General features: G+C 51.3%; 14 protein-coding genes. 9 read left to right on the top strand and 5 right to left on the bottom strand.

What is annotated here, in order from left to right:
• Positions 1 to 839 (bottom strand): IS110 family RNA-guided transposase (locus tag OGX67_RS01810; RefSeq protein ID WP_071698063.1); only part of this gene is annotated, 839 nt, incomplete at its 3' end.
• Between the two features lie 505 nt (positions 840 to 1,344).
• On the opposite strand from OGX67_RS01810, the gene OGX67_RS01805 reads away from it, so the two are divergent.
• The 3 genes from OGX67_RS01805 to OGX67_RS01795 all read left to right on the top strand — a co-directional run bounded on the left by OGX67_RS01805 (position 1,345) and on the right by OGX67_RS01795 (position 3,953).
• The gene (locus OGX67_RS01805) at positions 1,345 to 2,823 is read left to right on the top strand and encodes a SulP family inorganic anion transporter (protein ID WP_032951231.1); all 1,479 of its coding nucleotides are present in this window, start codon (positions 1,345 to 1,347) and stop codon (positions 2,821 to 2,823) included.
• 17 nt (positions 2,824 to 2,840) lie between these two features.
• Positions 2,841 to 3,668 (top strand): universal stress protein, encoded by an 828-nt coding sequence (locus tag OGX67_RS01800; RefSeq protein ID WP_032951234.1) that lies wholly within the window; start codon positions 2,841 to 2,843, stop codon positions 3,666 to 3,668.
• Between the two features lie 81 nt (positions 3,669 to 3,749).
• On the top strand, positions 3,750 to 3,953 hold the full coding sequence (locus OGX67_RS01795; RefSeq protein ID WP_032951236.1) for a hypothetical protein: 204 nt from the start codon (positions 3,750 to 3,752) through the stop codon (positions 3,951 to 3,953).
• 277 nt (positions 3,954 to 4,230) lie between these two features.
• Here OGX67_RS01795 and OGX67_RS01790 read toward each other — a convergent pair whose 3' ends face one another.
• The 4 genes from OGX67_RS01790 to OGX67_RS01775 all read right to left on the bottom strand — a co-directional run bounded on the left by OGX67_RS01790 (position 4,231) and on the right by OGX67_RS01775 (position 6,475).
• Positions 4,231 to 4,461 (bottom strand): thioredoxin family protein, encoded by a 231-nt coding sequence (locus OGX67_RS01790; protein ID WP_021314637.1) that lies wholly within the window; start codon positions 4,459 to 4,461, stop codon positions 4,231 to 4,233.
• 13 nt (positions 4,462 to 4,474) lie between these two features.
• Positions 4,475 to 5,476: a permease gene (locus OGX67_RS01785; protein WP_032951239.1), complete on the bottom strand. Its 1,002-nt coding sequence runs from the start codon at positions 5,474 to 5,476 to the stop codon at positions 4,475 to 4,477.
• A gap of 156 nt (positions 5,477 to 5,632) precedes the next feature.
• Positions 5,633 to 6,175, bottom strand: coding sequence for a sigma-70 family RNA polymerase sigma factor (locus OGX67_RS01780; RefSeq protein ID WP_032951250.1), 543 nt, complete (start codon positions 6,173 to 6,175; stop codon positions 5,633 to 5,635).
• 117 nt (positions 6,176 to 6,292) lie between these two features.
• On the bottom strand, positions 6,293 to 6,475 hold the full coding sequence (locus OGX67_RS01775) for a hypothetical protein (RefSeq protein WP_025714552.1): 183 nt from the start codon (positions 6,473 to 6,475) through the stop codon (positions 6,293 to 6,295).
• A 118-nt stretch (positions 6,476 to 6,593) separates the two neighbouring features.
• Here OGX67_RS01775 and OGX67_RS01770 point away from each other — a divergent pair, with 118 nt between their 5' ends.
• The 6 genes from OGX67_RS01770 to arsC are packed head-to-tail and all read left to right on the top strand — an operon-like array spanning position 6,594 to position 11,479.
• The gene (locus OGX67_RS01770; RefSeq protein WP_025714553.1) at positions 6,594 to 6,947 is read left to right on the top strand and encodes a metalloregulator ArsR/SmtB family transcription factor; all 354 of its coding nucleotides are present in this window, start codon (positions 6,594 to 6,596) and stop codon (positions 6,945 to 6,947) included.
• 56 nt (positions 6,948 to 7,003) lie between these two features.
• The gene (locus tag OGX67_RS01765; RefSeq protein WP_032951254.1) at positions 7,004 to 7,483 is read left to right on the top strand and encodes an arsenate reductase ArsC; all 480 of its coding nucleotides are present in this window, start codon (positions 7,004 to 7,006) and stop codon (positions 7,481 to 7,483) included.
• 24 nt (positions 7,484 to 7,507) lie between these two features.
• Positions 7,508 to 7,873 carry an arsenite efflux transporter metallochaperone ArsD gene (gene arsD / locus OGX67_RS01760; RefSeq protein ID WP_032951256.1) on the top strand — a complete coding sequence of 122 codons (366 nt, stop codon included), beginning with the start codon at positions 7,508 to 7,510 and terminating at the stop codon, positions 7,871 to 7,873.
• A 23-nt stretch (positions 7,874 to 7,896) separates the two neighbouring features.
• Entirely contained in the window at positions 7,897 to 9,663 is a 1,767-nt protein-coding gene (arsA, locus tag OGX67_RS01755; protein ID WP_032951359.1) for an arsenical pump-driving ATPase, read from the top strand.
• A 40-nt stretch (positions 9,664 to 9,703) separates the two neighbouring features.
• Positions 9,704 to 10,993, top strand: a complete 1,290-nt coding sequence (locus OGX67_RS01750; RefSeq protein ID WP_032951259.1) for an arsenic transporter — start codon at positions 9,704 to 9,706, stop codon at positions 10,991 to 10,993.
• A gap of 57 nt (positions 10,994 to 11,050) precedes the next feature.
• Complete coding sequence (gene arsC / locus OGX67_RS01745) at positions 11,051 to 11,479, top strand: glutaredoxin-dependent arsenate reductase (RefSeq protein ID WP_025714558.1); 429 nt, start codon at positions 11,051 to 11,053, stop codon at positions 11,477 to 11,479.
• Positions 11,480 to 11,514: the final 35 nt, after the last annotated feature.

Raw genomic sequence — 11,514 nt, 5'->3', positions numbered from 1 at the left:
TGAACCAGAAGCGTTCGCAGATACGAATCACCGGCTTTTGTGATCCTGCCGAGTTTCGACTTTCCCCCGCTGCTGTATTGTGATGGCGTCAGCCCCAGCCAGGCTGCCAGTTGACGTCCATTTTTAAAATCATGTGCATTACCGATACTGGCGACCAGTGCACAGGCCGTTGTGGGACCAACGCCCTTTAGCTCCATCAGCCGCTGACTGCGATGATCTGTTTTGGCTATGTGGGACAAAATTCGGTCATATTCAGTGATGTTAGCTTCAATGCGATCAACGTGTTCCATCAAATCATCAACACATTGCTGAACCTGAAGCGGTAAAGAGCTCTTCTGCACAGAAACCATGTGGCGCAGGGCATCAGCACTTTGTGGCGCGATGACACCGAATTCAGATATCAATCCTCGCAGACGATTATACGTTGCTGTTTTCTCTTCGATAAAACCCTGACGGGTACGATGTAAACACTGCATGGCCTGCTGGCTTTCGTCTTTCACTGGTACGAACCGCATATGCGGACGACGAACAGCTTCACAGATAGCCTGAGCATCAGCTGCATCATTTTTTCCTGATTTTCCGGCCATACGATAAGGCGATACAAACTTAGCAGCCATCAGACGTGGCTCATGACCATACTGCCGAAACAATCTTGCCCAGTAGTGAGCCCCGGAGCATGCTTCCATCCCGATAACACAGGGAGGCAAACTTGCAATTAACTCAGGAAGTGCAGCACGCGATACTTTAGGCTTAACCAGAACAGTTCTACCATTTTGATCAACACCGTGAACAGCAAACACATTTTTAGCAAGATCGATACCGACAGTCGTGATAGTCATAACGAATTCCTCCGGGACGATGTGTACCCCATGATTGCACAAGAGTTAATCAGGCGCATAATCAGGGGAAGTCCCTTCCATTCGTTAAGCTCATTTTTTATCATTTCTGGTTTTTTTGGAAACGTAATATTCTGGATGTTAAGACGGTCATGCGGGGACATTGAACACAGATAATCATGTCCAGGTACGAACGTCCCATATAGAGTGTGAGCATTGATCGTGCTGTATTTTCGTTTATAGTAGATAGATTCTGTATCATACAGAGCACGTGGTCAGCACTAAAGTACATTACGCTGACTTATTCTGTTCACTGAGGGCTGAGTACCTGCTTTCAAGGATTTATCTGCTGATCATGCGCATTACGCCACCCTGAGTTTTCCCTTCCTCCGCCGTACTGAGCGAGCCTCAGAACGCACGTAATAACATCCCGTCTGCGGATGTGTTTTATCGTATTTGAAACCTATGTCCTCCGGGGCTAACTACATCTAAAAACTGAGAAATTACTATGTTGCTGTCCTCGACGCGTAAGGACTGGCTGGGTAACGTCCGTGGTGACGTGCTGGCTGGTATTGTTGTCGCGCTCGCACTCATTCCAGAAGCGATCGCCTTTTCCATTATTGCCGGTGTTGACCCTCAGGTGGGGCTTTACTCCGCTTTCTGTATCCCGCTGATTATGGCCTTCTTTGGTGGTCGCCCGGCGATGATATCTTCATCAACGGGGGCAATGGCGCTCCTGATGGTGACCCTGGTGAAGGATCATGGACTGCAGTACTTACTGGCTGCCTCCGTACTGACCGGCGTATTCCAGCTGATAGCCGGTTATCTTAAACTCGGCGGGCTCATGCGCTACGTCTCACGCTCCGTGGTAACCGGATTCGTTAATGCACTCGCGATCCTAATTTTCATGGCGCAGTTACCTGAGCTCACCAATGTGACCTGGCATGTTTATGCTATGACGGCAGTAGGGCTCGCCATTATCTACCTCTTCCCGTATCTGAATAAAACAATCCCCTCACCCCTTGTCTGTATCGTGGTGCTTACGGCTATTGCCATATGGCTGCATCTGGACGTGCGTACGGTCGGGGATATGGGCAAACTGCCTGACAGTCTGCCGGTCTTCCTGGTGCCGGACATCCCGCTGAATCTTGATACGCTCCTGATTATTCTCCCTTACTCCGCAGGCCTCGCCATTGTAGGGTTACTGGAATCAATGATGACAGCCACGATTGTGGACGATATGACGGATACCCCCAGTGATAAAAACAGGGAATGCAAGGCTCAGGGCATCGCTAATATCTGCACCTCATTTGTCGGAGGAATGGCGGGCTGTGCAATGATTGGTCAGTCTGTTATCAACGTGAAATCCGGCGGTCGGGGCCGTCTGTCCACCCTCACTGCCGGTGTGGTCCTGCTGTGTATGGTAGTCTTTCTCAGGGACCTGGTCTCGCAAATCCCTATGGCCGCGCTTGTCGCCGTAATGATCATGGTTTCGGTTGGTACCTTTTCATGGCGTTCAGTTACCGACCTTAAAAGCCATCCCATTTCTACCAGCGTGGTGATGCTGGCAACAGTGGTGGTGGTGGTGGCCACTCATAATCTGGCATTCGGGGTACTGACCGGTGTGCTTATCGCTTCCCTGAATTTTGCCACTAAAGTGGCGCGTTTTCTGGCTGTCTCTTCAGAACTCAGGGAAGAGTCCCGGCTCTATAAGGTCACCGGGCAGGTGTTCTTTGCCTCCGCCGACCGCTTTATGGCGTATTTTGATTTTCGCGAAGCGGCAGAGAAAGTTGTCATTGATGTTACGCATGCCCATTTCTGGGATATCACGTCGGTCAGCGCACTGGATAAGGTGGTTATTAAATTCCGCAGAGAAGGAACAGACGTTGAGATCCGCGGGATGAACGAAGCAACCCGTACTATCGTTGATCGCTTTGGTGTTCACGATAAACCCGAAGAAGTCGAAAAACTGATGGGAGGTCATTAATGTCAGGATTTAATGCTATGGACAACACCGTTATTGCCTGCGTGGATGGATCGTCATCAACACGCGCCGTGTGTGAGTATGCAGCCTGGGTTGCCGGGAAGCTTGACGTTCCTCTTGCCCTGCTGCATGTGCTTGAAAAAAATGAACAACCGGCAGTTTCTGACCTTACGGGGGCTATCGGTATTGACAGCCGGGAGCAACTGACGCAGGACCTTGTCCGGATAGAAGGGGAGCGTAACCGCCTGCTGATGACTCAGGGACGCGCCATTCTTGCCGGATGCGCGGAACTGCTCAGCCAGATCGGTATCCCGGATGTTCAGCAACTTCAGAAACATGGCGCACTGGATATCATCCTGGCTGACCTGAAAGGTATTCGTATGATGGTGCTCGGTCGCCGGGGAGCACAGAACCCGGTTGGCAGCAATCTGGAGAGCATTATCCGCCTGCAGAAAAAGCCGGTAATGATTGTACCTGAAACTTTTTCTGTACCTTCAAGAGTCATGTTTGCGTTTGATGGCAGTGAGGAAAGCCGGAGAAACCTGCGTCGACCGACGCTCAGCCCTCTGCTGCAGAGCCTGGAATGTCATATCGTAATGGTTAACGGCGATGCTCATACCCTCGAAGAGGCAAAGCGTAGTCTGCAGTGCGCTGGCATCAGTGCGATATCCCGGTTAGCTGAAGGACGCTCGGTAACGGAGGCGCTTTGTCGTTACGCCGCAGACAACGGCGTGGATTTGATTGTCATGGGGGCATATGGGCACTCTTCCCTGCGACGTTTTTTCATCGGCAGTAACACAACTGCGATGCTCGAACAGACCAGAGTCCCGCTGTTAATGCTCAGATAAGTCGGAACCCGGAGGAAACTCCGGGAAAACTTAATTCAAGACTGGCATTAAAACCCTGAGTCGGGAAGAAAAGGCGACATTATGCAGAAAACCCTTATGATTGATGAAGTTCTTGCGCTTGCCCGGCTTAGCCAGGTTGCATTTGATAAACCCATAAAATATATGGATGACACGGATGCTGAACTCATCGCTCGTTTTAAAAAAACCATCACACCAGAACTTATTGAGCAGATGTGTCTCAGAATACTTGAGCTTGAAGCGAAGTTTCAGACTTTAAACGAATAAGCGTCAGGAATATGATAATTAAAGGCTGAACAGGGACTGCAGTAAGACGGCCAGCGGTCAGAGAGCAAAAAACGGGACTGAACTGGCTGTGATAAGTGAGATATCAGAGTGTTAACTTTACCTGCTGTGGCGGAGCTCCGCGACAGAGATGAAGGTATACCTTCATCTCTGGGTCTGAACTTTTCATTAAAAAAGGGGCTGCCGGGAGTCCTCTACAGAGATCAGAGCTTGATATTTCAGGCAATGAACGAACAGGAATTATTTCCCTGCCTGCAGGTCAGAGCCAGCTTTCGATAATGTCTCTTGATGGTATTCCTCCGGTATGTACAACGATGTTATCAACGACAACCGCCGGGGTCGCCATCACTTTGTGTTTCATTATTTCAGACAGTGACTCCACTTTTTCAAGCTGAATAGCGACGCCTCTCTCATCAGCCACCTGCTGGATAAGCCGGATGGTTGTTTTACAACCGGAACAGCCTGTACCCAGTACTTTTACATGCTTCATTTTATAATCCTCTTCAGGGAATTAACGGGAATACAACGTTAAAAATCCAGCCAACCAGTGTGAAAGAGGTCAACAACAGCAACAGCAGGGTGCACAGTAATTGCCACTTCATCACCTGTTTGAGCAGAATGAACTCAGGAAAGCTGGCAGCCACAGTGCTCATGCAAAAAGCCAGAGTTGTCCCCACTGGCAGGCCGTTCGTGATCAGACTCTCCATCACAGGGATCACACCGGTAGCATTGGAATAGAGAGGTATGCCAACCAGCACAGCTACAGGGACAGTCCACCACTGACCGGCACCGAGATGCGACGCGATCCATCCGTCGGGCACAAATCCATGCAATGCCGCACCAAGTCCTACTCCGAGAATGACCCAGAGCCAGACACGCTTAAAAATGGTGAGAGTTTCCTCTTTAGCAAAGGCATGTCGCTTTGAGAGAGGCATATGCGGTGCCATGGTAGATTGTCGGATCTCATCAGTTTGATGTTGCTGCCCGTCTCTGAGGGCATCGGCGGCAAAATCGGCTAACCAGCGTTCGGCCTTAATCCGATCAAGAAAAGCACCGCCAGCCATACCAACAGCCATTCCGACAGCAATATAAATGAGCGTGAACTTCCATCCGAGCAGGCTGACCAGAAGCAGGACGGCGACTTCATTGATAAGGGGGGATGTGATGAGAAAGGCCATGGTAATCCCGAGGGGGATACCAGCCGAAGTAAACCCCAGAAATACCGGGATACTTGAGCAGGAACAGAACGGAGTAACGGCGCCAAAGCAGGAGCCCAGTAAATACCCCATTCCACGGTGCTTACCTGCAAGATAGTTTCTTACCCTCTCAATATCCAGCGAGGCCCGTAGTATGGCCACAAAGTAGATCATGACCAGCAAGAGAACGAAAATTTTGCTCACGTCTTCGACAAAAAAGTGGATCGCCTCCCCGAGTTTGGTTGCAGGACTCAGACTAAGGCATTCATAGACCAGCCAGGTGGCAAAATCAGTGAAAATCTGGAACATAACGGACAGGCCTCACGACGGTTGTTTTTCGGGAAGACGCTGTTTGACAGAAAAGGATGCAGTTTTTTTCGATTTATTTCATTTGCTGAGAAATGTTATTGAACAGGATTTCACTGCAATAGCTTATCGGTAACCCCAGAAGGGGAAACAGATTCTTTACTTGGGAGTGAAACAACATACCCGACCATACTCATCCAGTCTGATCTGGCAATTGCTGGAAAGTTTCCTATGCAGCCTATCCCTCGCCCGGGATAAACGCGATTTGGTTGCCGCAAGTGTCAGACCATTTCGGTCTGCAAAATCAGCCTGTTTCATCCCCTCAAGATCACAGAGCGTAAGGATAATCCGATCAGACTCTGCCATTTTATCCAGGATGCGGGGCAGACAACCAGCCAGTGAGTCGACAGTTTCAGGCGTATTATCCGGCAATGATAAATCATCGTGGAGAGGCATAAATGGACGCTGCTGGCGGCTTTTATCAATAAGCAGATGCCGGGCAACCTCAAACAGCCAGGCTCTGGCATTCACGATGGCACAGAATTTCCCCTGTTGTCGTATTGCCCGGAGAAAGGTTTCCTGTATCAGATCATCAGCATCAGCCTCATTACCCACTTGTCTGAGTAACCAGCAAAGAAGTTCGTGTTCATGCTTCTTCCACGCCTTCATAAGGCAAGGCGGCGTGCCGTTCAGTTGCTCCATTTATGACTCTCTCGTTAAATACACCGCATAGCGGGAGGATATTGGTTCTGATGCTGTCGGGGATGGGGTCCGGGAACTGTCGGTGCCATGATGATGTGATGGACTGATAGCATCCGATCAGTTATCCACCTTTCGGAAACCTCTTCCTGCAACAGGGTATGCTGTCTTGTGTTCAGTATCATGCAGTAAACCGTCATGCGCAATACCATCAATTTCCGCGCATTCGGTTCCGGATAAAACGTCAAAAAAGCGGTCCGGAATCTGCCTGATAAGCCAGCTAATGACTTTTTCGATACGCATGTTAACCCCCTTTACTCAGCATCATAATTATAGATTGTAATATTCGATTTTTCGAATGTGTTGTTGACATGAATTCAGAGAGGACTAAGATGAAGCCGAACGAAACCATGGAGTATTTATGTCCCCAATCACCGCGCTTCAGCTTTTCAAAAATCTCTCGGATGAAACTCGCCTGAAAATCGTGCTGTTGCTGAGAGCGTCAGGAGAACTCTGTGTTTGCGAGCTTTGCGGAACGCTGGAGGAATCTCAGCCCAAGATATCCCGCCACCTTTCCATGCTACGGGAAAGTGGGCTGCTTATTGACCGCCGTGAGGGTAAATGGATCCACTATCGGCTTTCAGCGCACATGCCCGCCTGGGCGGCGGCAGTCATTGAGCAGGCTTATTTGAGCCAGGAAGAGGAAATTGCGCTTCTGGTCAGACGGGTTGCCCGTAACAGTTCCACAACCGGTGGCAGAGCGGTGTGTCTTTAACAGATATAAAAATCCATTAGTACATATATGATTTAACGAATTTATAGGGTGGCATTATGAATATACTATTTTTGTGTACCGGTAATTCCTGCCGCTCCATCCTGGCCGAAGCAACATTTAATGCGCTTTCACCGAAAGAGCATCATGCATTCAGCGCCGGCAGCCAGCCAAAAGGTGAAGTCCATCCCCGTTCCCTGGCTCTTCTCAGAATCAAAGAGATACCCACGGATGGGTACTACAGTAAATCGTGGGACAACCTCCCGGTGACACCTGATGTGGTGATCACGGTGTGCGGTAATGCGGCTGGTGAAACCTGTCCTGCGTATCTTGCTCCGGCAGTCAGGGCACACTGGGGAGTGGAGGATCCTGATAAGGCTACCGGGAGTGATCAGGAAATCGACGCTGCTTTCGAAAAGGCCTGGCAAATTCTTCATCACCGGATTGAAGCTTTTCTGTCGCTTCCGTCATCAGTCATTTCCGGCCCTGAAGAGCGTCTTCAGGCTGAACTGAACCGGATCGGTGAGACCATTTTTTAACTTAAACCTGAAGGAATAGAGATAATGAAAACACTGTCAGTATATGACCCGGCACTTTGCTGCAGTTCTGGTGTGTGCGGTACGGAAGTTGATCAGACTTTAGTGTCATTTTCCGCAGACGTGACATGGCTGAAACAGCAGGGTGTTTCGGTGGAACGCTTTAATCTGTCACAGCAACCGATGGCGTTTGCTGAGAATCCGACAGTTAAAGCCTTTCTTGAACGCTCCGGCGCTGAAAGCCTGCCATTGATTCTGCTGGATGGCGAGTTCGTCCTGTCCGGGCGCTATCCGACGCGCCAGGACCTGGTTCGCTGGTTTGGGATTGTTGAGGAGAAAGCTGGTAGAGCTCCGGTAAAAAGCTGCTGCGGCGGCAACACTTCATGTTGCTGAACTCAGCCGGACAGGAGCCCATCGTGAACTATCTGAACAGTATTCCGAAGTTTCTCTTTTTTACCGGGAAAGGCGGGGTCGGAAAAACCTCGCTTTCCTGCGCAACGGCTATTCGTCTTGCTGATGAGGGAAAACGTATCCTGCTGGTCAGTACCGATCCGGCGTCAAATGTGGGGCAGGTTTTCGGGCAGCAGATCGGTAATACCCTGACGGTCATCTCTGCCGTCCCTGGAATCACAGCGCTTGAGATCGATCCGCAGGCGGCTGCACAACAATATCGTTCCCGCATCGTTGATCCGGTTAGAGGCGTTCTTCCCGAAGAGGTGGTGCGCAGCATTGAAGAACAGTTATCCGGTGCCTGCACAACAGAAATTGCTGCCTTTGATGAGTTCACCGGCCTGCTGACCGATGACGCGTTACTGAATGATTTTGACCATGTGATTTTTGATACCGCCCCTACAGGACACACCATTCGCCTGCTCCAGCTGCCGGGAGCCTGGAGCAGTTTTATCGAGACAAATCCTGACGGTGCGTCCTGCCTTGGTCCGCTGGCCGGACTGGAAAAACAACGAGAACGCTACTCGCACGCCTTATCGGTACTGGCAGACGGGGAAAAGACACGGATAATTCTGGTCGCCCGCGCTCAGCAGTCAACGCTGGCTGAAGTCGCCCGCACGCATGATGAACTGCTGCATGTCGGTCTTAAGCACCAGTACCTGGTGATAAACGGGATGATGCCGGCCGGAGAAGCCTCACAGGACAATCTTGCCAGTGCGTTGTACCAGCGAGAACAACGTATTCTTTCCGGAATGCCGCCGGTACTTACCGCACTACCGACTGACAGGTTAAGCCTGCAGCAGGAAAATCTGGTTGGAGTGAAGGCACTTCGGCGTCTGCTGGACAAAGATAACATCCCATGTGTATCAGCTGATGCGATATCACGCTCTGAGGTCATCTCTGCACCGTCCCTTGAAACGCTGGTTGATGATATTGCCAGGGACGGACATGGTCTGGTGATGTTGATGGGCAAAGGGGGCGTGGGAAAGACCACTCTGGCCGCTGCTGTCGCCGTGGCGCTTGCAGACAAAGGGTTTGATGTTCACCTGACCACCTCCGATCCCGCAGCTCACCTTGAAAACACCCTGAACGGACAATGCCATAATCTCCAGGTCAGTCGTATCGATCCGCATACGGAGACAGAGCGCTACCGGGAACATGTTCTTGCCACGAAAGGAAATGCTCTGGACACACAGGGACGCGCGTTACTGGAAGAAGATTTACGCTCTCCCTGTACGGAAGAAATTGCCGTGTTCCAGGCGTTTTCCCGTGTGATCAGGGAAGCCGGGAAGCGTTTTGTGGTCATGGATACAGCCCCGACGGGCCATACCCTGTTGCTGCTTGATGCGACGGGTGCCTACCATCGTGAAGTGGCCAAACGGATGGGAGATAAGGGACATTATCTGACACCAATGATGCAGTTGCAGGATCCTGAGCGGACCAAAATTATGCTCGTTACCCTGCCTGAAACTACCCCAGTTCTGGAAGCTGCCGGTTTACAGGAGGATTTGCGCCGGGCCGGGATTGAACCCTGGGCATGGCTCATCAATAACAGTCTGGTCGCAACAGAGACAACTTCACCGCTGTTATTGACGAGGGCCGCACACGAAGCTACTCAAATCAATAAGGTCAGGACCGAGCTGGCCTCTCGTATGGCGCTGATCCCTCTGCAACAGGAAGCGCCGACGGGTATTGAGCAACTGCAACGTCTGATCCGTCAGGCGGAAAAATAATAAAGAAGGGCGGGTATCGTTCTGCCCGACAGGAGGTTTTATGTGGCTGGCTGCAGCTATTTTTATTCTGACCATTGTACTGGTCATCTGGCAACCCCGCGGACTGGGAATTGGCTGGAGTGCGATGCTCGGCGCCGCACTTGCACTGATTTCAGGCGTGGTTCACGTCGGTGATATTCCGACCGTCTGGCATATCGTCTGGAATGCGACGGCAACATTCATTGCGGTCATTATCATCAGTCTGTTACTCGACGAATCGGGTTTCTTTGAATGGGCTGCTCTGCACGTCGCACGCTGGGGAAACGGGCGCGGACGCTGGTTGTTTACCTGGATTATTTTACTGGGTGCTGCGGTAGCGGCCCTGTTTGCCAACGACGGAGCGGCGCTGATCCTGACACCTATCGTAATTGCCATGCTACTCGCTCTGGGATTCAGTAAAGGCACAACGCTGGCGTTCGTCATGGCAGCAGGGTTTATCGCGGACTCAGCCAGCCTGCCGCTCATCGTTTCGAACCTGGTAAACATCGTCTCGGCAGATTTCTTTAAACTCGGGTTCAATGAATACGCGTCAGTTATGGTGCCGGTTGATATCGCTGCCATCATTGCCACACTGGTGATGCTGCATCTGTATTTCCGCAAGGATATTCCTGCAACCTATGAAATCTCCCGTCTGAAAGCACCTGAAGAAGCTATCCGCGATCTGAACACCTTCCGGACAGGCTGGGGCGTACTGGCTCTATTGCTGATCGGGTTCTTTGGTCTTGAACCTCTGGGGATCCCCGTCAGCGCAGTTGCTGCTGCCGGGGCACTTATTCTGTTTCTTGTCGCCAAAAAAGGACATGCGATTAATACCGGAAAGGTGCTTCGCGGAGCCCCCTGGCAGATTGTGATTTTCTCCCTGGGTATGTACCTGGTGGTCTACGGGCTGCGTAATGCCGGACTGACTGACTACCTGTCAGCCGTACTTAATCAGTTTGCCAGCCAGGGGCTGTGGATGGCCACGCTGGGCACGGGCTTCCTGACCGCCTTCCTCTCCTCGATCATGAATAACATGCCAACCGTCCTGGTGGGAGCACTGTCTATTGATGGCAGCACGGCGACCGGGGTGATTAAAGAGGCCATGATTTACGCCAATGTTATTGGCAGCGATCTGGGACCCAAAATCACCCCTATCGGCAGTCTGGCCACCCTGCTGTGGCTACATGTACTGGCGCAGAAAGATATCCGGATCTCCTGGGGATATTACTTCCGGGTCGGCATTGTAATGACCCTGCCCGTGCTGTTTGTGACGCTTGTTGCCCTGGTATTACGTTTATCCGTTTCGTTGTGATTAACCTGGCTCCGGTCGTCACGGACCTGTGCCCGTCAAACCTGAAGAGAGTGATTTATGAGCGCAATTACGATTTATCATAACCCGGCCTGCGGTACGTCCCGTAATACCCTCGAGCTGATCCGCAACAGTGGTGTGGAACCCACGGTCATTTTATACCTTGAGACACCGCCAGCGCGTGCTGAGCTGGTCAGGCTCATCGCTGATATGGGGATCAGCGTGCGTGCCCTGCTGCGAAAAAATGTGGAGCCTTATGAGCAACTGGGCCTGGCAGAGGATAAATGGAGTGACGATGAGCTGATTGATTTTATGCTGCAGCATCCCATCCTGATCAATCGTCCTGTTGTGGTCACACCTGTGGGTACCCGGCTGTGCCGTCCGTCTGAAGTGGTGCTGGATATTCTGCCGGATGCACAAAAGGGAGCGTTCAGCAAAGAGGACGGCGAACAGGTGATTGATGCCCAGGGGCAGCGTGTCGCGAAGTAATCCCAGCGGTCGGGCTGTCAGCACCTGAGCGGCCC

It is taken from the genome of Citrobacter sp. Cf118 (assembly GCF_030334095.1).
GTDB classification, from domain to species: Bacteria; Pseudomonadota; Gammaproteobacteria; order Enterobacterales; family Enterobacteriaceae; genus Citrobacter; species Citrobacter freundii.
Note: the sequence above shows the minus strand (reverse complement) of the source record. Positions and strands in the feature narration are given on the sequence as shown.

Excerpts from the sequence above, each read along its gene's own strand:
- OGX67_RS01775 (WP_025714552.1), bottom strand. The coding sequence starts at position 6,475 with ATGCGTATCGAAAAAGTCATTAGCTGGCTTATCAGGCAGATTCCGGAC.
- OGX67_RS01780 (WP_032951250.1), bottom strand. The coding sequence starts at position 6,175 with ATGGAGCAACTGAACGGCACGCCGCCTTGCCTTATGAAGGCGTGGAAG.
- OGX67_RS01785 (WP_032951239.1), bottom strand. The coding sequence starts at position 5,476 with ATGTTCCAGATTTTCACTGATTTTGCCACCTGGCTGGTCTATGAATGC.
- OGX67_RS01805 (WP_032951231.1), top strand. The coding sequence starts at position 1,345 with ATGTTGCTGTCCTCGACGCGTAAGGACTGGCTGGGTAACGTCCGTGGT.
- OGX67_RS01750 (WP_032951259.1), top strand. The coding sequence starts at position 9,704 with ATGTGGCTGGCTGCAGCTATTTTTATTCTGACCATTGTACTGGTCATC.
- arsC (WP_025714558.1), top strand. The coding sequence starts at position 11,051 with ATGAGCGCAATTACGATTTATCATAACCCGGCCTGCGGTACGTCCCGT.
- OGX67_RS01765 (WP_032951254.1), top strand. The coding sequence starts at position 7,004 with ATGAATATACTATTTTTGTGTACCGGTAATTCCTGCCGCTCCATCCTG.
- OGX67_RS01800 (WP_032951234.1), top strand. The coding sequence starts at position 2,841 with ATGGACAACACCGTTATTGCCTGCGTGGATGGATCGTCATCAACACGC.
- OGX67_RS01790 (WP_021314637.1), bottom strand. The coding sequence starts at position 4,461 with ATGAAGCATGTAAAAGTACTGGGTACAGGCTGTTCCGGTTGTAAAACA.
- OGX67_RS01770 (WP_025714553.1), top strand. The coding sequence starts at position 6,594 with ATGTCCCCAATCACCGCGCTTCAGCTTTTCAAAAATCTCTCGGATGAA.
- arsD (WP_032951256.1), top strand. The coding sequence starts at position 7,508 with ATGAAAACACTGTCAGTATATGACCCGGCACTTTGCTGCAGTTCTGGT.
- OGX67_RS01795 (WP_032951236.1), top strand. The coding sequence starts at position 3,750 with ATGCAGAAAACCCTTATGATTGATGAAGTTCTTGCGCTTGCCCGGCTT.